The organism is Pedobacter frigoris (assembly GCF_032678645.1).
In the GTDB taxonomy this organism is placed as follows: domain Bacteria; phylum Bacteroidota; class Bacteroidia; order Sphingobacteriales; family Sphingobacteriaceae; genus Pedobacter; species Pedobacter frigoris_A.
In genome coordinates, this window is sequence record NZ_JAVTSP010000007.1 from 1 (window position 1) to 21,754 (window position 21,754).

18 protein-coding genes are annotated in these 21,754 nt (G+C 38.0%); 14 read left to right on the plus strand and 4 right to left on the minus strand.

The genetic code is table 11. The features are described 5' to 3' along the window. Window positions 1–306 precede the first annotated feature (306 nt). Together R2Q78_RS18710 and R2Q78_RS18715 are read right to left on the minus strand one after the other, a co-directional pair. Window positions 307–615, minus strand: a complete 309-nt coding sequence (locus tag R2Q78_RS18710) for a hypothetical protein (protein ID WP_316794076.1) — start codon at window positions 613–615, stop codon at window positions 307–309. A 97-nt stretch (window positions 616–712) separates the two neighbouring features. Continuing rightward, complete coding sequence (locus tag R2Q78_RS18715; protein ID WP_316794077.1) at window positions 713–1,108, minus strand: hypothetical protein; 396 nt, start codon at window positions 1,106–1,108, stop codon at window positions 713–715. 323 nt (window positions 1,109–1,431) lie between these two features. On the opposite strand from R2Q78_RS18715, the gene R2Q78_RS18720 reads away from it, so the two are divergent. From R2Q78_RS18720 to R2Q78_RS18740, 5 genes are all read left to right on the plus strand, one after another. Next, window positions 1,432–2,313, plus strand: coding sequence for a hypothetical protein (locus R2Q78_RS18720; RefSeq protein WP_316794078.1), 882 nt, complete (start codon window positions 1,432–1,434; stop codon window positions 2,311–2,313). 360 nt (window positions 2,314–2,673) lie between these two features. Further along, window positions 2,674–5,451: a PIN domain-containing protein gene (locus tag R2Q78_RS18725; protein ID WP_316794079.1), complete on the plus strand. Its 2,778-nt coding sequence runs from the start codon at window positions 2,674–2,676 to the stop codon at window positions 5,449–5,451. 138 nt (window positions 5,452–5,589) lie between these two features. Further along, window positions 5,590–8,097 (plus strand): P-loop NTPase fold protein, encoded by a 2,508-nt coding sequence (locus tag R2Q78_RS18730; protein WP_316794080.1) that lies wholly within the window; start codon window positions 5,590–5,592, stop codon window positions 8,095–8,097. Between the two features lie 244 nt (window positions 8,098–8,341). After that, a complete protein-coding gene (locus tag R2Q78_RS18735; protein ID WP_316794081.1) occupies window positions 8,342–9,460 on the plus strand; it encodes a hypothetical protein in 1,119 nt (372 codons plus the stop codon). An 88-nt stretch (window positions 9,461–9,548) separates the two neighbouring features. Next, window positions 9,549–10,673: an AbiH family protein gene (locus R2Q78_RS18740; protein WP_316794082.1), complete on the plus strand. Its 1,125-nt coding sequence runs from the start codon at window positions 9,549–9,551 to the stop codon at window positions 10,671–10,673. Here R2Q78_RS18740 and R2Q78_RS18745 read toward each other — a convergent pair. Next, complete coding sequence (locus tag R2Q78_RS18745) at window positions 10,666–11,382, minus strand: hypothetical protein (RefSeq protein ID WP_316794083.1); 717 nt, start codon at window positions 11,380–11,382, stop codon at window positions 10,666–10,668. The two genes, R2Q78_RS18740 and R2Q78_RS18745, sit on opposite strands and share 8 nt — an antisense overlap. A gap of 509 nt (window positions 11,383–11,891) precedes the next feature. On the opposite strand from R2Q78_RS18745, the gene R2Q78_RS18750 reads away from it, so the two are divergent. Further along, the gene (locus R2Q78_RS18750; protein WP_316794084.1) at window positions 11,892–12,359 is read left to right on the plus strand and encodes an SCO family protein; all 468 of its coding nucleotides are present in this window, start codon (window positions 11,892–11,894) and stop codon (window positions 12,357–12,359) included. 214 nt (window positions 12,360–12,573) lie between these two features. On the opposite strand, the gene R2Q78_RS18755 is transcribed toward R2Q78_RS18750, so the two are convergent. Then, window positions 12,574–12,702 (minus strand): hypothetical protein, encoded by a 129-nt coding sequence (locus R2Q78_RS18755; RefSeq protein ID WP_316794085.1) that lies wholly within the window; start codon window positions 12,700–12,702, stop codon window positions 12,574–12,576. A 55-nt stretch (window positions 12,703–12,757) separates the two neighbouring features. On the opposite strand from R2Q78_RS18755, the gene R2Q78_RS18760 reads away from it, so the two are divergent. The 8 genes from R2Q78_RS18760 to R2Q78_RS18795 all read left to right on the plus strand — a co-directional run bounded on the left by R2Q78_RS18760 (window position 12,758) and on the right by R2Q78_RS18795 (window position 21,750). Beyond that, window positions 12,758–13,264 (plus strand): hypothetical protein, encoded by a 507-nt coding sequence (locus R2Q78_RS18760; RefSeq protein ID WP_316794086.1) that lies wholly within the window; start codon window positions 12,758–12,760, stop codon window positions 13,262–13,264. A 247-nt stretch (window positions 13,265–13,511) separates the two neighbouring features. Beyond that, entirely contained in the window at window positions 13,512–14,033 is a 522-nt protein-coding gene (locus R2Q78_RS18765; RefSeq protein ID WP_316794087.1) for a hypothetical protein, read from the plus strand. A 317-nt stretch (window positions 14,034–14,350) separates the two neighbouring features. Further along, the gene (locus R2Q78_RS18770) at window positions 14,351–14,572 is read left to right on the plus strand and encodes a hypothetical protein (protein WP_316794088.1); all 222 of its coding nucleotides are present in this window, start codon (window positions 14,351–14,353) and stop codon (window positions 14,570–14,572) included. Next, a complete protein-coding gene (locus R2Q78_RS18775; RefSeq protein ID WP_316794089.1) occupies window positions 14,523–14,855 on the plus strand; it encodes a hypothetical protein in 333 nt (110 codons plus the stop codon). Before R2Q78_RS18770 ends, R2Q78_RS18775 begins: the two co-directional genes overlap by 50 nt. Further along, complete coding sequence (locus R2Q78_RS18780; RefSeq protein WP_316794090.1) at window positions 14,855–15,283, plus strand: SMI1/KNR4 family protein; 429 nt, start codon at window positions 14,855–14,857, stop codon at window positions 15,281–15,283. Before R2Q78_RS18775 ends, R2Q78_RS18780 begins: the two co-directional genes overlap by 1 nt. A 468-nt stretch (window positions 15,284–15,751) precedes the next feature. Further along, window positions 15,752–16,351 carry an RNA polymerase sigma factor gene (locus tag R2Q78_RS18785; RefSeq protein WP_316794091.1) on the plus strand — a complete coding sequence of 200 codons (600 nt, stop codon included), beginning with the start codon at window positions 15,752–15,754 and terminating at the stop codon, window positions 16,349–16,351. Window positions 16,352–16,384: 33 nt separating this feature from the next. After that, the gene (locus R2Q78_RS18790; RefSeq protein ID WP_316794092.1) at window positions 16,385–17,665 is read left to right on the plus strand and encodes a FecR family protein; all 1,281 of its coding nucleotides are present in this window, start codon (window positions 16,385–16,387) and stop codon (window positions 17,663–17,665) included. Between the two features lie 497 nt (window positions 17,666–18,162). Then, on the plus strand, window positions 18,163–21,750 hold the full coding sequence (locus R2Q78_RS18795) for a SusC/RagA family TonB-linked outer membrane protein (protein ID WP_316794093.1): 3,588 nt from the start codon (window positions 18,163–18,165) through the stop codon (window positions 21,748–21,750). Window positions 21,751–21,754: the final 4 nt, after the last annotated feature.

A 21,754-nucleotide genomic window follows, 5' to 3' on the forward strand; every position in this document is an offset into this window, starting at 1 on the left:
CCGATATTTGATTGGGGTCTTAATAAATGAACATTTATCTTCGGGCGAAACAAAAGCGTATGGAGAACTTAACTAAATTTTGCGTTGGAATCATACTTTTCATTATGTCCTATGTGTTCTATAAAGAGGTTAGAGGTAAAAAGCCATTAAGACCGGGTGATAACCGATTCTTTATTGAAGATCCAAATAGAATATCATCCTCTGATTATTATAGATCCTGGCGCCTAGCAATTATCTGCTTTATGGGAGGAATAGCATTTATAGTTTATTCAATTGAATCTTAGTGTCAATATAGTCAACAATAAGTTAATCTTTAGATGGAAGATAGGCCTGCTTTTTATATTTAACCACGAATGTCTTAGCATCCTCCATTGTAGTTGGATATCGAACATAACTACCGTTACAATTGACATGATCGAAGTAAAACCCGTGATCAACCAGAAACTTAGCAAGATCCCACTGCTTTGTATCTTCTCGCTTTGGAGGTCTAAACTTATGATTCAATACTACAGCTTTACAGTCGCATTCAGGACAGCTATGTTCAATCTCAGAAAACATCAATCCGTTGATGCTATAAGCTTTCCTGCATTCAAAGCAAACTTTCTTATGTCCCATACTTGCAATTTAAGTAAAAAGTACCTCTTTGGGGCGAGAACTAATTTAATTCATGCTCTTTGAGCATACCGCGATCAGCAGGAAGCGAAATGCCCACTCAAGGGCTTGATTTCACTGTTAAACTATCATTTGTAAAGTTAGCCTGGATATAATTATTCTGTTTTAGAAACGTTGAATTTTCTGACAGAGATGCCATAAACAACACCCATTCCTTAAATTTTGGGAAAAACTCTTTTAAAAGTGTATCAATCTTATCTTTCTGGGTAAAGGTAACAGTGCCGACATTAATGTAAAGTCTTTCATAAGGGACGTTTTTGTTGGGAAGCCAGTACAAACATTCGAAAACTCTAATTCCCTGTGCGCCCTCTTTTGAAAAATAGTACTTAACCGAAATATCTATGGTTACCCCTAACTCCTCAAAGATCTCTTCGAGCTGAGAGGACTTAATTACGTAGCATAACCCCTTAGGTACTTTCGGCTTTTCTATTTTCATTGCAACTAATCTAATATAAAATCTTCTGACACCAATAAAAGATTAAATGTTTCAAGATAGTCTTTAAATGGGGGGTAGATCAAAAAGAAACGTTTAAAACCGAACTTATAAGTGGCGTTTCAACACGAACTAGATTAGAATACTGACCTTAATCCAATTAAAAGGCTTATTTCGAAGGGGTGGCTTAACAAAAAGGTTATGGAATGGTAGTTACTGATTTGTAAAGTTGAAATGTTAGTACTAGTTTAGAGATACTTAACAGCTCGACATTCTTATATGACTTGCTGAATTATTTATTAATTATAGATAGACAGTAAAATAATATGTTAACATTTAAGGAGCATATAGAATTAAGGGAAAAGTTGGTTAAGGGTGAGATTACAATAGATATCGCAAAAGAATTATATTGGAAGGACTTTGAGGAAGGGAAAAAATCATGGCATACAAAAGATTGGAGGGAAAGGAGAGCCGCATTTATTAAAGATAAATGTGAAATATGTGAGAGTAAAGAAACATTAACCTTACAACATCGTTCTCACCCTAGAAAATTTCCTGAATATAAATTAGAAGTAACCAGAGCTTATGCTAGAGAAAATATAGACACAAATTCCAACATTAATAGGAGTGATTTTATTAAGTATATAAACGAAAATTACGATTACCTCCCTGTTCCACTTTGCCCAAAATGTAAGTTTAGTAATCCCAATAAAAGAGTCACAAAACGTCCTCAATACCTTTGTACTGTATGTAAACACGAATTTGATGAAGCAGTTTACAAATCAGTTGAAGAGCTTGTTTCTATTTTTTATGGGAATGAACATGCAATTGAAGTTCGAGATAAGTGTTTCATGTCAAGAAAGTGGAGAAATAGTCACAACTTATCAAGTGTAAGATATTGGTTGCAAAGAGAAGGTGTAAAAAGTAATAATGCCGAAGCAATCGAGAAAGAAGCATTTTTGCTCTATTTAAACGATAACATCAAATATCTCTCTTTTGAAGATACAATAACAGCCTGCAAGAAATGTGCGTTTAGCTACGATATAAATAATATGGAATTATGCCCCAAATGTAAAAAGCATTATAAAGGTATTCAATACCCAACTTGCATTCCATGTCTGCCAGAAGATAAAAGAAAAGCTGCATTAGAAATGATTGAGTTTGGAAAAGAGTGGCATCAGATGCATAGGGACTTAGGAATCGACTAATAGAATTGCAAAACCTATGGTGTTTCGGTTCCTTAGCCAGTTTTGAATAATGTAATCTGATTGGGCCTTTCTTGCTGATGAGTGATTCGGTGTCTTTAGGTTTACAATCCAGATGAACAGAATAATCCCTGGATTGAACTATAATACTTTCAATAAAAGATTCAATCTCATAAGGTAGCCTTTGAATGGGGGTAGATCAAATAGGAATTTCAAATCTTCATGTAGACACCAGTAGACAGAGTTAGTTGTAGCTGTGAATTTTTAGAAAAGGGTGAAGCTAATTAATATTAAACGTCAAAGAATTAATCCTTGGATAAATATCGCAATTGTTCTTAAATATTTCTTTCTGCATATTTACACATGGCAAAAAATCTTTTAATCGATACCTGTGTCTGGCGTGAGCTTATCTCTCCCATCGAATATAATGATCACCTAAGGCAGCTGTCCAGCTGGATAGATCAAAGCGAAATCATTTTGTTCTGCCCGGAAGTCCTAAAAGACGAGTGGGCGAAACACCGATTGGAAAGTGAAAAAAGAATTGAAAAAGCGATGGGAAATCATGTCAAAGATTTGAAGAAGTCGCAGCTATTCGGAAAATTGCCTGACTTTGATGACTTCGAGATGGAAACAGCTGATCGACTTTTAAAATCGCAAATTGCGGAAGTTGATCGGTTACTTTCTCTATCGATTTTTGTGCAAGAAGGTGATGAAGAGGTATTACTTGCGAGGAAGCATAAAAGGGAAAAGAAGGCGCCTTTCCTAATTAAAGGTGACAGTCAAAATGATGCTGTATTGATCTTCTCCACTTTGTCTGAACTCATTCGCAGGCAAGAGAACGAACTCTATTTCTTTTCATCCAATCATAACGAATTTGGAGATCTAGACAATCCCAAGAGCATTCTTCATCCAGATATTTCTGGATGCTATCCTGGAATCAAAGTCCAGTACTTCGCCGACTTACATCAGGGAATAGATCATTTAAAAGGAATAGGACTTACTAAGAGTAAGGTACAAATCGCCACACAAAAGAGTATACCCGCAATTATTGCAATTAACAGAAAACTTTCCGCCGCTGACCAGCTCAAAGAATATTTGGATAAGCGTTTCGAGGACATTAGTTTCCTGCCTAAAAAAATGATCATAAACCATCATCCATTCTTGATTACTAATCATGAGTACATAACGCAACAACCCTTTACTGCTACCACAGACAATATTGAACTTTTGGAGTGGTTCAAACATTTAGCGACCAAGGATGGGGTCTATGCGGGAGATATCGAAGATGATACCAATAATATATTACGATGTTTAAGAGGAAATCTTATTGCATTCGTTGCGACCGAAAAGCAAAGATTTGAACCTGTACAGATCCCAATGCCTAAACAAACTGACTGTGATTGCTCACTTTGCATGTACAGGGCCTTTCGTTTTAAGGATTTGATGGATTTATTGTCCGCAAGAGACAATCAGCAGGAACCAGCTTTGAAGAAAGCCTACGTGCATTATAAAATGGGACAATACCGGGCGGCATTCGATGTGCTTGCTAAGTTTTCTGAGGAAGCAATTTCCAATAAACAATATGTCAGCCATTTTATTGCTCAATTTAATATCATACAGATAGGAAAGCTAATCAAATATGAACATGATGATACGCCGGAAGAACTATCATTGATCGAACAGTCAGAAAAGATCGACCTTGAAAAGCATTTTCTTTTATATGCAAATCGCGCCAACAATGACATCTTATTGTGGATAAAAGATCTCCAGTTTGTTAGAGACACCCGAAAAAAGATGCAGGAATTGATCATCAAGATCCGAGATCTCTTTTACTCACAGAGCAGTGGTTGGAATAACCTTACCAGGGAGCTCCTGAATATATTCCAAGAAACTCTTTGTTTTTTAGAATACAACCATCTGATCTTTGATCGGTTCTATGAAGTTCGAGATTTGACAAAGATATTTATCGAAGGTGTTTTTGCATCGTATGGATGCAAGAATACATTAGGTGGAAAATTAATACAGTTTAGCGATAGCTTGCTTGAAAAGATAATCCTGAACGCCAACACAAAGGATATAACTGAAATGTACCAGCGGTATAAGCTTGAACAACTCAATTATGGCGAGCCTGATAATGAAGAGACCATTGTTCAACGTTTCTCTGCTTTCTTGAAAGATTATGATGCAACAATTGAGACCTACAAAGATTTTGACAGCGAGGCTAGATCTGTGTTTTGGTCTGGCTACCGGCGGATTTTTTATAATTTCGTAACCTTCTTTGGCATCCTCGATATTGGCCAATCGGATTTTGATGTAGTTTTCGAAACGTTAATGTCGTTTTTAAAAACACAACAGCATCTCAATGAATCAGAATTGACCAGGACATTGAGATTTTTCATTAATCATAAAGCGGCAAAATTCCGTGATAATCAATTGGAAGACCTTTTGTATTTCGCACTATCTACAGATAGTATAGATACAGCTACAGTAGTTGATATTATTGGTCACATCATGGATGACCGCAACCAAAAAGTAATTTTTCCAACCTCAATCTGGAAGAAAATCCAAGACAAATACCTAACTAATGATTATTTGAAGGAGAATTACCGCTCAATAGATGTTATTTGTACTTTGTATTCGATTTCTAGTGCAAAATCAAAAAAGGCAGAGATTTCAAAATTCATAAAACATTTTTTACAGGCCGACTTCAATGATGAGGTATACTACACGACCGTCATGTATGATGTCATTGCTTTTAATAAAAAATGGCATGCCCAGTATATTTCCAGTATTGCAAAAAGGGTTGGGAAAGGAAAAGGAGTTACTGTTTTCAAAAGGAAAGAATATTACAACGATAGCAGGATCGACGCATTCATTAACTACATGATCAAGTTTGGTTTGCCTATTGATTCACAATGGATTTCGCATTTTAAGCAGTTGGATGCCTATTACTCGTGGTTATTGGACATGGAAAATTTCAATTATTCATTGTTTGATTCTGAATGGCTTTTTAACCATTTGACCATACACTACACTGATAAATTTCGTAAAAGTACTGCTTTAAAGAAATTCTTGAAAGAGTTTTGTAAACAATCTCAAGATATACATGTGTTACGCTTGTACATTGATTTATATGACTAGAGTTAAATGTTGGAATAACTTATAGATTCGTATTCTCACAAAGACTTTTGACATCGGTTAATCATCTGGGTATACTTCAAGTTTTGCACAAAGTAAAATCTGTGCCTTCAAAAACTTTATCTTAGCTAAAAATTAACGTTGAAATATAAATTCCATACTTTTCCGCTCCTGGGTGCACTTTTGCTAATTTTCGTGCTGTTGTTTTTCAGGATTCCTGTCAGCCGTCTGCTTGATGCGATATTGGTACGCCCGCTGTTTTCCTCATTTGAAGGTGGCGTATGGCAGGATTTGATTTTTGTTGTTCTAGTACTGGGTATTTTCACATGGATCGCAACTGAGCAGCGTCTGAAGGTTTTGTACAGGTCGGCCGCTTTTGGCTTGATCATTTACGGATTTCAACGGGCGAATGGATATTGGTCATTTACCAAAATGTCGTTACTGTCCAATGTTTATTATTGGGATATGGTACTATTTGCTAGCCTGTTGTCGTTGCTGCTTTGCTATTTATTGCAGTTTAAAAAGAAAAAGATTCCTGAGCGGTCAATTGATAAGGGCTTTTTTGAAGATAGTACAGTGACCAATTATGAGGGTGACCATTTCAAGCGTAAGATAGCCGCTACGGAGATCGCTGCTTTGATACAAGATACTGATAACTTAAAATCATTTGCAATCGGCATTTTGGGGCAATACGGAAGTGGTAAGACCTCATTTTTAAACCTAATAAACCTTGCACTGAAGAACACTGAAGTGTTGAAAATATCCTTTGACCCTTGGAGTGCTGCCAATCCTGAAATGATCCGTAGGGAATTTTTTGACCTGCTGGCGGATAAGGTGGCCGCAGTCGATCTTAAAACTTCCTCCCTAATTTACAGCTATGGCCGGAAGCTAGCTAGTTTCGATGAGAGGGCAGCGTCGGTGGTCAACTGGATCGGGTTTTTAAGGAGCCAGGGATCCGTGCAAAGTTCAGGAGAGTATGATCAGATCAATAAGATGCTTGGTGCTACCGGGCGGAAGGTTATTGTGACCATTGACGATCTTGACCGACTTTACCCTGCAGAGATCATTGAAGTGCTGAAGCTGATCCGCAATACCGCGAATTTTTCGAATGTCTTTTACCTGGTGGGGTATGATCGGGAATATGTGCAATCGGCAATCGGAACGCTGAACGGCTCGGCATCAGATTACCTGGATAAGATCTTTCAGCTGGAAATCCCACTACCCAAACGTGAGACAGATGATCTTTTGGTAACATTGCAAAATAGTTTGAAAGAAATGGTATCCGAGGTGCATTATGCTGTTTTTGAAAATCAGATGATACCGAACGGATTTCGCAATCGATATGAAAGGGCTTACAGCGGAATACTGCGGCAAGGACGCGATGTGGTTCGTTTTTTAAACACCTTCAAAATTGCATATAAACTGATTGGTGACGAAGTTGACTTTGAATGTCTACTATTGCTGGAGCTGATTAAGTTCCGCTTCCCAGCTATTTATGACGTGATTTATACGCAGCATGATACGTTTCTGTATGAAACTCCACTTCGTTCCACCCATGAACAATACTTTTCACCTCGGCTTGCGAAACAAAAGGATTTTAAAAATCATGTAGAAGAAGTATCAGTATTCAGGACACATCTTGAAAAACTCGGATTGCCTGATGAAGACGCTTCGCTTTTGGACGGGCTTTTTATGACCTTATTTAAGGGAAGTCAGTATAACAGCCCAGATTCGAAGAACTCGATTTCCTATCCGCTTTATTTTGAGATCTATTTCCGCTACCGACTATCCCGAACCGACCTTTCTGATAAGGACTTCCAGTCAGCAAAAGCTTCAGATCGGATGAGGGAATATATGGAGTACTGTGCCACTCAAGGGTTGCATAAGGAGTTGATGACAAGGCTGATGCAGGAAGATATTACAAAAGATAAGCGCCACTTTGAACAGGTGATACGCTGGATTTTTTCTTTCGGAAGGACAGTTATTGAAAAAGAAGGTATGTTTCACTTTGATTATGAGTCACTCGTCGATAAGATATACAACTATCAAAACCACATTACAGATGCACTTTACGGAAAGAATGTAGACGATTACAAAGACTTTATTAATCATCTTTTCAGTGTTTCGCTGGCGCCTTTTCTGTTTGAGAACGAGTTGATTTACCACCTCAAGAAGAAAGGAAACGATTTTGTCGTCCCACTGATCGAACTTACGGCACATCAGTGTTCTTATTTCACACAGATGGCTGCTAGTGGTCATGGACTGAGTGAAGATACACTTTGGCTTTTTTGGGGTGCGAGGGAACATTATCGAGTGCCGGCAGATGACAGCGGGGCCTATTATGAGCACTGGCGATTTGAACCAGATCTGGTCAAACGAATGAAGGTATATCTGGTCAATAAAGACTCTAAGGAGTTTCTTAAATTCAGTATCCAGCGAGACATGCGGGACCATTCACGGACATTTATTTACAAGCATGTAATGGATATGTTTGATGATTCGGCAGAATACCGAAAATTGGTGGCTGAAAATCCGGAAATAGATGAAGAGATCAGAGCCGAGTATTTGGAGCTTTTCGATAAACTGGCTGAGAAAAATTTTACTGAATATGTAGAAATGGAGTTCAAATCAGAGTTAAATAAGCCTTGATTCTAACTTTAAGTCTTCGTATGTATTTATGAATTTCTGTGTAGGTTCTTCAGTATAGAGGTAGATCCAATTATCAGAGCGTTTAAAAGCGGAAACATTCGGTAGAATTGTCTGAAAAGCTCTATTTTCCTTCTTGAATATTCCGCGTAATGTCAACATCTCAATTGAATGTTAAATAAAATTTCTGAATTTGGCTCTAAAAACAAAAGAGTTGGTATATATTGTTTTAATAATAAATATTTAAATGATGCTCAAAACAGATAGTATAGCCGTACTCAAAAAGCAGATTGATTCTCTTAACAAGGTTGTTTCAGATTACCACAGTAGCCAAAGTTGGTTTAAATTCAATGAAGCGCCTGTTCAAGCTGCGTCAATTGTTGCTTTAATTACTCTGGTTACTGTATTGCTTGGTTTTATATTTAAAGATTACTGGATTCCCCACTGGACTGAAAATCGCAATAAGAGAAAAGAAGGGGAGCGACTATTTGCACTTTATAAGACAAACTTATTTTGGGCGGCTTGCACGTTTAATTTCCGAATTAAGGAGATTTATAGTACCCGCTCGCATTACCTTTGGACGATTGGTAGCCCACATACTTTTTATGATTATAAATACAAAAGCTCGGTATTCAGATTGTGTGTTTTATTTGGCTGGATAAGAGCATTTAAGTTATTGCAATCAAAAATGAGCATAAACAAAGGAGATGAAATTGACGAATGTATTAAATCACTGGAGTCAGCGTTTGCAGACGGACAGCAGATTGAAATGTACATGGCAAAAACCATTCTTGATATAGCAAAGGTCGACACTAGTAAATTGAAGCCAGGGGTCATCGAGAAACTCTCTGTTGAAATAGATCACCTGATTTTCAAAGGCCTCGAGTCAAGTCAAAAGAAATATCTGGCAGAAGCCCCTACGGATATACAGGAAAAGTTTATAGACGATCTTACAGCTCAATTAAGGGAGTTAAAGATTCAATGCAGTGAATTATTTGCATTAAAATCGTCAATCATTGATGTGGTTTCCATTAAACTGGGGCTCATTTATAGGGATTGGCAACAGGCTATAGGTGATATGATGCTATTGAAAGAAGAAAGTAATTATACAACGATCAGCTTTAGAGCTTTTGAAGAATTTTGGGATTCGCCTGACTCACCTGAGAAAAAATGGTTAATAAGGGCTGAGGTAATGTTTGGAAATTTAAATATGACGTTAGATCAACAGCAAGACTCAAGAGTAAAACAATTGGAGGTTATATACGAAAGAGGATATCAATTGCTTAAAACCCTTTATAATAGTCAAACAGATACCAGGCCAATAAGTAAACCTGATTTTGATAAAATTACCTCTACTATAAAATAGCTTTTAAGAGGAGCCAAGTCTAATGCATGCGTTAAAAAACTGAAGTGGTTGAATCGATAAATATACTCCAGATAAAACGAACTCAAAAATGAACAGATTAATCATCATAGGCAACGGATTTGACCTAGCGCATGGCCTAAAGACTAGTTACTGTGATTTTATCACCGCCTACATAGTAGATGTACTCACTAAGGTTTATCATGAAAATAGCTACGAAGACCCGCTCATTAAGGTCATCCATAACGGAGCTAAATTTCTGCATCCCTTGAGCCCGGCATTTGACAGCACAAAAGTGTTTCAAGAACTGGAAGCGCTGTCAAAGAACCGCTCCTATGAGTTTGAGTTCAAGTCAGCCTTATTGGAAAACACAGTTTACGCAGCCAAGGACTTAAAGTGGGTAGATTTGGAAAACGACTATTTTGATGCACTTAAAGATTGCCGTTTTCCAGAATCCAGGGTTTTTGATTTAATTAAAGTACGAAAATTAAATCAGCAGTTTCAATTCCTGAAAAACAGGCTGGAAGGCTACTTGCAGTCGGCACAGTATCAGGAGGGCACATTCAGAAAAGATCCCGAAATTGAAAAGATATTCAAGTCAGAGATCCAGAAGGAAGATCTTTTACTGGACAAGACTGGTGGCGGCAGGCGACCACAATTCACAATGTTCCTGAATTTTAATTATACCAATACTGTTAGCAAGTATTTAGGCATGAGCCGTGTCATCTTACCTGCTACCCAAGATACCATCGAGCGAAAGGACGCTTTAAATTATATCCACGGACAATTAGGAGCAGATAAAAATCCCATCATTTTTGGTTTTGGGGATGAATATGACAGCACTTACCAAGAATTCGAACTTGCACGGAACAACGAGGTATTTCACCACATCAAATCTTTCGCCTACTTGAAAACCAGGAATTACCATGACTTGATCCGTTTTCTGATGCGCGATAAGTTCCAGGTTTTTATTGTAGGTCATTCCTGTGGCCTTTCTGACCGGACAATGTTCCGGGAAATTTTTGGCCATGAAAACTGCCGCTCGATTAAGATCTTCTATTACCAGCGGGCAGATGGAACGAATGATTTCACGGAAAAGACTTTCGATATCGCACGGCACTTTATCGAGAAGGGAGAAATGAGAAAGAAAATCGTACCGGAGCCCCTCTCTTCTCCATTGCCCCAATACAACACGAAGCACTTGGTTGTTAAGTGACAGCGAAACTATTGATATATCTTCTAATTTTGGATACCGCTGTTCGATCTAACTTTAGTTTTCTAGTCCTTGCCAAAAAAAGGTTTGTTTTAAATAACTGCCAGTACCCTTTCAAATTTGCGATTAAACGAATATCAGCTTCAATGGTTTCCAACGCGGATTCCCAGATGTAGGGCGTAATCCGCTTCCTGATCACAGCAAGCGCTCCGCTTAAATGATGCGTATTAGTATGATCCGTTTTTTCATTCTGTAGATGGGTTTCTACGAAATTGAAATAATCATCAATATAAGCAAGATAATCCAGTACTGTATCCTTGTCACTTACCTTATAAGTTGTATAGGGATCAATCCTAGACAAGTCATCTATCGCAGTAGTATAATCCCGGATTAGACGCTTGATGTTGTCTGAAAAACGTCTATTGAGTTCATCCTGTACAAAACGATTGAATATTTCAGAAAAAATACTCCGCTGTTCTTGCTGACTCTCCGCTGGTAGTTCACCCAACAGAATTTCTTCCACCTCTTTCTCTATAGATTGGATATTGGTTTTAAGGATTACTTCCCGAATAGAAAACTGGTAAAAGAGAATCCTGTTCAGCACCTGCTTACTTTCACGGCCTGATTTGAAATAGCCGCTTAGTTCATTTAGCGTCCAGCCTATTGCAAGGCCACCTGCTGTAGTTATAAATCCAAGGATTTGGTCGTTCATTGTCAATATGTAAACAGTGAATATAATTATCTTTCTGGTAAATAAAAATCAACTTCATAAATGGTATCTATTGTGGCAGGTATAAAAAGTTCCCGCCTAAGGCGACACTATTTATAGCAATATTTACCTTTTTGGTTATATCTGTTTCTACTATTAATGTTTATAAAAGGACCTAAAAATATAAAAATGGCAATATTATTCGAAAAACATCATTGCAAACTGGAGATACACTAATTGAATCTACCGCTAGTTACTATTTAATAGGATTGACAAATAAATGGGTATTCTTCTACAACAGCAAAAGCACCATACCAATATCCGAAAAAGTGTAACGTCCTCTTAATAATAGATTATTGATACATTTGTGGATATAGAAGTTATAAGTTTAAAACATGACTCCACGAAACTCCATCTACATTTTAGTTGTGATCGCTTTGGTAATAGCAAGCTGTAAGCCAGTGGCACCATTACCTATATTAGGGAATGAACCAGTAGCGAACTTTAACTTCATGAATCAAGATAGCTTAGCCATTACGAATAGGACGTTTGATAGTAAAATCTATGTGGCTAATTTCTTCTTTACCTCATGTACGACAATTTGCCCGCACATGCAAAGGGTAATGAAAGATATCTTTGAAGAGTACAAGTACAACCCCGATGTAATGTTCCTGTCTCATACAATTGATTATAAGTACGACACCCCCTCCAAGCTTAAACGCTATGCGCAGAAGCTTGATGTTGATGGCAAGAAGTGGCAATTTGCATACGGGAGTAAAGAAGATATTTACGGAATTGCCGAGCAAAGTTATATGTCTGCTGTGATTGAGGATGCAAAGGTAAAGGAGAACTTTATTCATCAAGGATATCTATTGTTAGTTGATAAAAATAGAAGGGTGAGAGGAGCCTATGATAGCGATAGCGAAGAACAAATAGCACAGTTGAAAAGTGATATTAATACACTGCTACAGGAACATTAACCATCACGCTTCAGCTAGGCTTAGTTAACCCACATGCAGTCTGTCATCATTTTAGGCTATCAGCGAGCGGCGCAGCTCATGAACCACTCTTTATATCTTTGATAGCAACTCACTAAAGTTTCGTCCCTAACAAATCTATTCGCGGTTCTCAGTGTGGCTCACCTGCGGGTCGTTCAGTCTGCGCAACTGTCAGACCATTTGATCATCCTGCTCACTATCCCTTGCTTTCAAATGCTTTGCCAGTTCCTTGTGTCGAGACATAGTCAACTGACGCGCTTTGCGCTCTTCCAGTTGACACCTTCACTCCATTCGCAGTTGCGGTGAGTAGAACGATTAGCTTCATAGGGTTGTATTTTATTACATGTCTTCTTATATTGCAGATAAATTAACGCAAACCGATGGATATAACTAGTTTCGACTTACAAGGCCTACAGCAATTGCACTCGGCTTTTCAAAATGTATTAGATAGCCATATCAAACAACTAGAACAATTGGATAAGAGTGAAGCTAACGCAAGTGCTATAGATCTTCTAGAAGGCAAAATACATAGCTTTTCAACCACTATAGAGGGGGTTGAGTTAAGAATAAATCAGTTAAATGATGAAAAGTTAAGATTCTCAGTCGAGTATATATTTTGGAACTTCGGGCTATTTAATAAGTCTTTTCAGGTCACATTTGTTACCACGTCGAAGGCTTATGGATTATATGGGAGCTATGTTACTGGCTCCGCCTTATATGAAGTGGCAGAGAAGAAGGAACTAGTAGAGCGATATAAGGCTGGCCAATGGAATGATGGATATATTAGATTTAATCCTTCCATTGGTGATTTAACAGATGACCATAAAGAAATACTAAAGAAAAAAGGGTTTCTCGCATCAGAAATTGATTCCATAAGTTTCATATAAGTTATAACAAAGTTTTTCTATTTGGGAGGGGCAGATACTCCTAGGGTTAGCTTTAGTATAGTGATGCCTAAGCGCCTCACCATCAAGTATAAAAGCTCCCAAAACTGCTGCTAACTTGGCTGAACTAACTACTGTGTTACGTACATGATAATTTTGCAAAACAAGTTGGGTCTCTTTATTATACGCTGCTCAACTGATAAATTGAAACTAGCAACTGTGGAGATAAAGCAAATTAACTAATATATCAATGGCCAAATATAAAGATACCAAGACCATATACCTGTCTTTAGCGAAGACGCTTATTACGGGCTTAGCACTCCTTATTATCGGGAGCTATTTTATATATACCTTACTTGGAAAAACTTTTTATGAATATGTGCTATTGAGGTTTGGAGAATCTACCAGTGGATACATAACAACCGTATATGAAGATGCGACGGATACTGATGCAGGCGGAGTTGCCTTTGACTTTTACTACGACTATGAATTCAAGCTTCCAAATGGGAAACTTATCAAAGGCCACGATAGCGAAGGTGGGCGTATTCCTGACTACCTAATGAATGTAGATGAAGAACCATACAAAATGGAAGTAGTTTATATGAAGAATGATCCCGAAATCAATAAACTTAAACGTGCATTAAGTCATAGCGCTTTTACACCCTTACGGAGAGTCATATTCTCCATACTTATCTCAATCTTTACGCTTTACCTTGTCTTTAGCGTTGTTAAACCTGGCATCAGACAATATAGGCAAGACCGAGAAGCATAGCGCCGTTTTATTTCATCGTAATAAACCATATTTCTTCACCAGCCTTGGGCACAAGATGATTTATTAGTACATTTTGATGGTTGGGGGACTTCTATGTGCCACAACAGGATTCACCGTACGCATACCTCACCAGCTTAACACCGTTATGTTTTTTGGAGGGCTGTTAATGTTGTTTATTGGAACCATCACTCTGGGCATCACAGTCTGGAGAGAGTATAGAAGAATGTAGTCATTCGATACAGAATCTGTATTTATTCTTTAGTAGACAGTTAGCTATATGGTTATGGTAAAGTTAAAGCAAACTATTATCTTTCGCTATGTTGGAAGACAATGATGAATATATTCAAAAGAAGATCGCCGCTATAGATGGATTAGACGGTATGACTGTCAACGAAAGACTTCACATCAGCGGTCTGATGAACGAATTTGATACTGCTTTGCTAAATGACAAAGCTAGGGCTCAACAAATCCTGACATTACTGAATGTTGATGAGTTATCCATTAATACAATCATTGGAGATACTGATGAAAACAGATAAAATAACTGAAATAGGCATCGACGGTGATGAGCGGCTCTATGTCGTTCCGGAGAAAGAACAATTCTCAATGATCTGGAGGAGTGCTAGTGAAGTACATTGGAACGCTGATCTAAAATGCCTTTATTCTCCGAAGCCGAGAGAGTGGAGTTATTATCAGTGGTACTACCACATTATCGATGTTGTCAGGGATGAGTACGGATGCAAGTTGTCATTGGATGGTGATACTAAATGGATTAATGTTCCGGATCAAGTCAGGAGTCAAATCTATAATGATCACTTGTAATGAGAACCTTAGTAGACATCCTAGAAAGGTACAACTGGCCAGTCCGAAGCGTAGAAGCAAGTACTCCTGCTAAGGATATTGAATTTCTGGTGGGTTTTAGAATGCCAGCTGATTATGCTTTCTTCTTGAATAACTATATCGGTGGCGAAAGTCACATTGGTGCAGAGTATGTCAAACTATGGGATATAGATGAACTCATTGAGTTGAATACAGCCTATGGTATTTACACCCTATCAAATACGCTAGGGATAGGTAGCAACGCCGGAGGCGAATTCCTAGCGATTGAGATGACCGGTTCGCAGGAACACCGGATTGTACTTTCTCCGTTTATAGATCTAGACAAATCTTATCATATTGAAGTTGGAACGTCCTTTACCGATTTCCTTGTTAGACTCGACAGCGGGAAGCAATTCTTTTCAGCACTATAAATTGATAATAACCTCGCTACCCGAACCCGGTTTTTTTTATGGCTTTCTTCAAGCCGTAAAAAAAATAGGGTAAAAATTAAAAACTCCTTTCTCCCCGCAAGGGGCATCTCTCCTCGGGGAGGAGAGAGAGCTGGGTACTTTAAGAAGGGAAGAGAGCTGGCTGAAATGGTAGGTGCGGGATCCTGAAATAAATTTACTTCGTAGCTTTCCGCTGCGCTACAGGTCAGGATGACGACCGCTTTAGGATGACGGCCGACCAGTGGCAATTGCGAGTTAATAGAAGAGTTCAAGAGATTTCTCTCTGCGTTCGAAATGACGGCAAGGTTGGATGGATGAGGGAAAGCCCTTCTAATCCCTTTTAGCAAAAAAAATAAATATTTATTTTTCGTTGTAGTTGGTTTATATGGAGGAACTTATATAATCTTGCCAAATAATAACTAACTTTAAAGTAACGGGGGTAATAACATTATGGCTGCTTATAGCGCATATACCGATCAGGAACTAACTGCTTTGCTAAGGCAGGGGGATAGTATGGCCTTTGATGCCCTGTACTGGAAGTACCACCAGGCTATCTATAAGAATATTTTTAAGCTGACTAAGGATAAGCTCTCTTCGCAGGATATTTTGCAAGATGTTTTTAGTGCATTGTGGAATAAGCGGGAAAGTCTTCATGCGGATCAATCGCCGGCCAACTGGTTATTTACGGTGAGTTTTAATTATGCGATTAATTTTACTAAGAAACGGTTGAAGGAAGCAATCGTGGTGGATAGAAGTGCAGACCTTGAAGATCTTGCTGAACTCTATGAAGTAGAAGAAGGTGATGAACAATACAAATTATTACAAATGGCTTTGCAAAAGCTGTCTCCACAAAAACGCAGGGTATTTGAATTGTGTAAACTGGAGGGAAAAACTTACGATCAGACGGCATTGGAAATGAACATATCTAAACATACTGTGAAAGAATACCTGTCCGGTGCGGTTGAAAGCATTAAAAAATTTATTAAAGACAATCCCGGGTATTCTGAAACCGCACTGTTTGTAGTCCTCACGGAGTACATTATAAAATAATTTTTCAGATACCCCCCCGATTTAGCCCTCTTATTGTATTTAGTAGAAAAGGGGATAACATTGGAAAATACAGAGCAATATTTAAGACATCTTTTACAATCGGCCGTATGGACGACTGAAGATAAGGATTGGCTGAAATCATATTTAGAAGGAGATATGGCCGAATTAAAGGCTATCGCTTTAAAAGAATATGAAGATGATCTGGAAAGCCTTACTGTTTTGTTAGATAGCCGTGTTTCTGAAATATTGCTGGAAAGCCTTCACGAAAGATTGCAAATTGGCAAAGCTCCTAAGCGAGTAAGGTTATGGCCTAGGATCGCTGCGGTAGCGGCAGCGGTTGCAATGGTTGTGTTTGGGGTTTGGTTTTTTAACTATAGAGGAGAGATCCTTCGGGATGCTCTGGATGACAAAAGCGTGGTGGTAAATGATATTGCGCCGGGTAAGAATGGTGCGACGCTAACACTTACCGATGGCAGGCAAATAAAATTAAATGATATAGTAAAAGGTGAGATCGCTGGGCAGGCAGGTGTAAGTATTGTTAAAACTGCGAACGGGCAGGTTATGTATCAGTTTCCAAAAGGCTATGAATGGAAAGATCAGTTACATGGTGTAAGTAATACCTTAAGCACTGGAAAAGGAGAAACCTATATAGTTATTCTTCCAGATGGTACGAAAGTCTGGCTTAATGCTGTAAGTTCCTTGGAATTCGACCCGCGACTGCATTCACACGGAAGAGTAGTCAAGTTGACTGGGGAGGCCTATTTTGAAGTGGCTAAGGATAAGAAACGACCATTTATTGTGATAAGCGAAGGCCAGGAAGTGAGGGTCCTCGGAACGCACTTCAATATCAGCGCTTATAGGGATGAAGGAAGTATTAAGACGACGTTGTTAGAGGGAAGTGTGAAGGTATCCGGACGAGATCCCTCGGAACTCGGGATGACAAGTGGGCGAGGTACGGCTTTGTCATCCAGCGCGAATGCGAAGGATCTTAATGCAGTTGTCCTAAAACCCAATCAGCAATCGGTCATAACCGGTTCTAACCGGATAGTTGTAAAAGAAGTAGATGTGAATGAAATCCTGGCCTGGAAAAATGGTGACTTTATATTCAGTAAGGAAAGCCTGACAAACATCATGAACAGCATCGCGCGCTGGTATGATGTGGAGGTAGCTTATGATCCTGGTGTAGATACAGACCAGACCTTTAGTGTATTGGTGTCGAGGAATAAGAACATTTCACAAATATTGCGAAGTCTTGAACAGACTGGTAAAGTAAAATTTAAAATAGAGGGAGGGAAAGTATATGTACAGAAGTAATTGGAAAGACCACCCCGGCGTTGCCACCCCTCCTTGCGAAGGAGGGGACTTTGGATCATTTAATCTCCTCCTTACGAAGGAGGAGTACCCGAAGGGGGAGGTAGTAGAGATGGAGGTGACAAAATAAAAACTAAATAATACCGCCAAAGGCAGCTTGAATACAAAAAGAAAATAAACACTAATTCAAAATCATCAATGATGGGAGTAACCGCCCCTGTAACTAACATATATCAACTAAACAAAGCCAAAAATGAAAAAACTCTACAGAAACGATCCCTAATGTAAAAAAGAAGAATGGTGAGTATAAAACAACCGGGAGTGATGGAACACCCCCGGATAAGTTAAGCTTATCCATTAACCGGTAAACCGGAATTGACTGAACAATTTATTAATGAACAATTGTGTATTGCAGTAACGTGAGGGTTAGGAGCAATACACACTAACAAGGTAAATTTATGAATTTTTACATTAAAAGCCTATACCGGTACCGACCGGGTATGCTGAAAATTTTGTTGGTGATGAGAATAATAGTCTTTCTATTAACAACCGCAATATTACAGGTGAGTGCCAGCACCTATGGGCAAAATGTGACCATCCGACAGAACAATGCAGATCTGGCAAAAGTAATCAGGGAATTGAGGAAGCAAACAGGCTTTGACTTTGTGTATAGCGATAAGATGATGGAGAGCGCAAAGCCAGTGAGTTTGAACTTAAACAATGTCCCATTTGAGCAGGCTTTGGAAATATGCTTTAAAAATCAACCGTTAACTTTTAGTATCGCGGATAAAATTGTAACTGTAAAAGAGAAAACGCCCAGTTTTCTGGATTTACCTAAGCCTGCTTTTGTGTTTATTGATATCCGCGGGAAGATTTTGGATGAGAATAGGAAGCCGCTTGAAGGAGCGACGATAACTGTATATAATTCTAAAGGATTTAATAAGAGTGTATTATCGAATGAAATAGGAGCATTTAGCATTCTTGGTGTTCCGGATGATGTAAAGCTTATTATTACTTATGTAGGTTACAAAACTATTGATTTAATAGCGAAGGATGCGGTGATGCCTTTAGAAATTAAACTGAATTCTCAAACAGGAGAATTAGAAGAAGTGAGTATTACGTACAGTACAGGGTATGAAAACATTCCGAAAGAGCGCGCTACAGGTTCTTTTGTTCAGATTGAAAATAAACTTTTACAAAGAACTGTATCAACTAATATTCTGGATCGAATAATGGAGGTAACAAGCGGTTTAAGAAACGAAAATGGCAATCGCGCAAGTATGACAAATATTTCTGTTCGGGGTTTTAGTACAATAAATTCAAATATGAAGCCACTAATTGTAATCGATGGTTTTCCTTATGAGGAACAAAATTCTAGTTCCGAATTTCTTACTGAAATTCTATTAAATAATCTTAATCCGAACGATGTTGAAAATGTAACTATCCTGCGGGATGCCGCTGCCGCAAGTATTTGGGGTACAAGATCGGGAAATGGAGTGATTGTAATCACTACAAAAAAAGGTAAATATAACCAGCAAGCAAATGTGAATTTTAACAGTAGCGTAAATATTGTAGAGAAACCCAGATTGGATAAAATGAAAGTTATTAATCCGATGGATGCAATCGAAATTGAAAAGAAACTTTTCGCTACAGGTAGATATAACTATTACGATGATTTGTATCCTAGTTTTGACTACTTCTCTGATCCTTTATCACCTGCGATTGAGCTAATGCTGGCAGCAAGAAAACAACACCTTGCCACACCGGATTATAATGCCCTAGATGATCCAGAAGTAATCGATAAGCTCTATACCATGGGAAGTTTTGATGTGAGAAAGGATATTAGTAAATACCTTTTGAGGGCAGGAGTTAATCAGCAGTATGCTTTTAATATCAGCGGCGGTACCGATAAGATGAAATATTATAGTTCGGTAGGTTACGACAATAATTTGCCCTTTGAAAAAGGAAATGAAGATAATCGATTAACTTTAAATTTTAATAGTACTTTCAGACCCATTAAAAACCTTGAGCTGAATGCATATTTGGTTTACACTAAAAATAAAAATGTAAAGAATGGTGTAGGGTATACTGATTATCTTCCTGGAAGAGGAAGTGTGGTAGCCCCCTATACCCGTCTAGCAGATAACAGTGGAAATTCTTTGCATGTCTCTAGAATAGGCCGTGGTTATAGAAAAGCGTATTTAGACACAGCAAACTATCCACGTTTATTGGACTGGTCTTATAGGCCATTGGATGAAATTGGGAATAACGATAACAATTCTAATTCTTATAGTACAAGATTTGGCGGTGGATTTAAATATCAACTGATTCATGAACTTAATATTGCTGTGAATTCACAATATGAAAAATCGCTGTCAAATGCCGATAATTATCAAAATTTAAAAAACTATGAAACCAGGAATAGTATAAATAAATTCATGCAAGTTGGCTCTGATGGGATACTAATTTATCCAGTTCCAATGGGCGGAATTTTAGATTATACCGATGGAGAGTTGACACGCTGGAATTTGAGGGGCCAACTTAATTTTAACAAAGTCTGGGGTAAGCATCAAATAACTGCTATTGCTGGCACTGAGATAGGTGAAACTATATACAATTATAATTTTGGACGCATATATGGTTACGATTTTAATTCTGCTACTATAGTTTCTAACTTAGATTATAATAGTACATTTCCTGTACGTGGCTCAGGTGGGGGATCGACCTCTTTACCTCAAAATGCTCAGTTAGGGGGGAATCTTAATCGCCTCCTTAGTTATTTTGCAAATGGAGCTTATACATTTAATAATAAGTATACGGTAACTGGAAGTGGAAGAGTGGATGCGGGTAACTTTTTAGGTGCAAAAGCCAATCAACATTTTACACCACTATGGTCTTCCGGTGTATCCTGGGATATTTCCCGCGAAGATTTTTATAGTTTAGAATTCCTCCCTTATTTAAAAATAAAAATGACTTATGGTTATAATGGTAATTTAAATAACAGGGCTACTGCTTTACCTACTGCACAATATAGATCTCCACAAGCGGGATTTTGGCACAACGAAATATCATTATTGCTCCTAACCCCGCCAAATCCAGGTTTTACTTGGGAGAGAGTAAGAACAGTTAATTTAGGGGTGGATTTTGGATCATTAAATAACCGCCTAACGGGCTCTTTAGAATATTACACAAAAAGATCAACTGATTTAATTGGTAGTAAAGTTGTGGAGGCAACTGCTGGCGTTTCCTCTTATATTGGTAATTATGCCAACATGATTTCAAAAGGCTTTGATTTGCGATTAAACTCCATAAATATTGATCGACAGTTAACATGGCAGACAAGTCTCAATTTTAGCTATAGTACAGATAAAATAACCAAATACGAACTTACTGCAAACGATGAAAACAGCGTTGAATCAAGATTAGATAACCAGATACCTATTCTCAATCTTCCATTATTTAAAGTGTATAGTTATCCGGATGCAGGTCTAGATCCGATTAACGGTAATCCCAGAGGGTATATAAATGGCGAAGTGAAAGATTTTAATGAGTTTTTGTTAAATGCTAAACCTAAAGATTTGCTCTACCATGGTTCAGCAGTACCTAAAATCTTTGGTAATATATTGAATAACTTTGATTATAAGCAATTCTCTTTGTCTTTTAACATCGGGTTTAGATTTAATTATTTTGTACGAAGAAAATCTATATTTTATTCCGAAGCTTATGGTAAATGGGGTAATGGTCATTCGGATTATAAATTGCGCTGGCAAAAACCTGGTGATGAAAAGATCACTAATGTGCCATCTTTACCTGATATATTGGATAACAGAGATAATTTTTATACTTATTCAAGCTCCTTAGTTGTAAAAGGAGATAATATTCGGTTAAATGATATACGTCTTTCCTATGCGATAAACAAAGCTAGATTTAAGAAGCTTCCTTTCGCAAATGCAACATTCTCCTTGTCAGCCACCAATTTAGGAATATTATGGCGCGCAAATAAGGTTGGCGTAGATCCTGACATGCCGGACAATTCACAACCGCCTATCTCACGTAATATTGCACTAAGTTTAAATCTAAATTTTTAAAAAG

Excerpts from the sequence above, each read along its gene's own strand:
- R2Q78_RS18710 (WP_316794076.1), bottom strand. The coding sequence starts at position 615 with ATGGGACATAAGAAAGTTTGCTTTGAATGCAGGAAAGCTTATAGCATC.
- R2Q78_RS18715 (WP_316794077.1), bottom strand. The coding sequence starts at position 1,108 with ATGAAAATAGAAAAGCCGAAAGTACCTAAGGGGTTATGCTACGTAATT.
- R2Q78_RS18720 (WP_316794078.1), top strand. The coding sequence starts at position 1,432 with ATGTTAACATTTAAGGAGCATATAGAATTAAGGGAAAAGTTGGTTAAG.
- R2Q78_RS18725 (WP_316794079.1), top strand. The coding sequence starts at position 2,674 with ATGGCAAAAAATCTTTTAATCGATACCTGTGTCTGGCGTGAGCTTATC.
- R2Q78_RS18735 (WP_316794081.1), top strand. The coding sequence starts at position 8,342 with ATGATGCTCAAAACAGATAGTATAGCCGTACTCAAAAAGCAGATTGAT.
- R2Q78_RS18740 (WP_316794082.1), top strand. The coding sequence starts at position 9,549 with ATGAACAGATTAATCATCATAGGCAACGGATTTGACCTAGCGCATGGC.
- R2Q78_RS18745 (WP_316794083.1), bottom strand. The coding sequence starts at position 11,382 with ATGAACGACCAAATCCTTGGATTTATAACTACAGCAGGTGGCCTTGCA.
- R2Q78_RS18750 (WP_316794084.1), top strand. The coding sequence starts at position 11,892 with ATGAATCAAGATAGCTTAGCCATTACGAATAGGACGTTTGATAGTAAA.
- R2Q78_RS18755 (WP_316794085.1), bottom strand. The coding sequence starts at position 12,702 with ATGAAGCTAATCGTTCTACTCACCGCAACTGCGAATGGAGTGAAGGTG.
- R2Q78_RS18760 (WP_316794086.1), top strand. The coding sequence starts at position 12,758 with ATGGATATAACTAGTTTCGACTTACAAGGCCTACAGCAATTGCACTCG.
- R2Q78_RS18765 (WP_316794087.1), top strand. The coding sequence starts at position 13,512 with ATGGCCAAATATAAAGATACCAAGACCATATACCTGTCTTTAGCGAAG.
- R2Q78_RS18770 (WP_316794088.1), top strand. The coding sequence starts at position 14,351 with ATGTTGGAAGACAATGATGAATATATTCAAAAGAAGATCGCCGCTATA.
- R2Q78_RS18775 (WP_316794089.1), top strand. The coding sequence starts at position 14,523 with ATGAGTTATCCATTAATACAATCATTGGAGATACTGATGAAAACAGAT.
- R2Q78_RS18780 (WP_316794090.1), top strand. The coding sequence starts at position 14,855 with ATGAGAACCTTAGTAGACATCCTAGAAAGGTACAACTGGCCAGTCCGA.
- R2Q78_RS18785 (WP_316794091.1), top strand. The coding sequence starts at position 15,752 with ATGGCTGCTTATAGCGCATATACCGATCAGGAACTAACTGCTTTGCTA.
- R2Q78_RS18795 (WP_316794093.1), top strand. The coding sequence starts at position 18,163 with ATGCTGAAAATTTTGTTGGTGATGAGAATAATAGTCTTTCTATTAACA.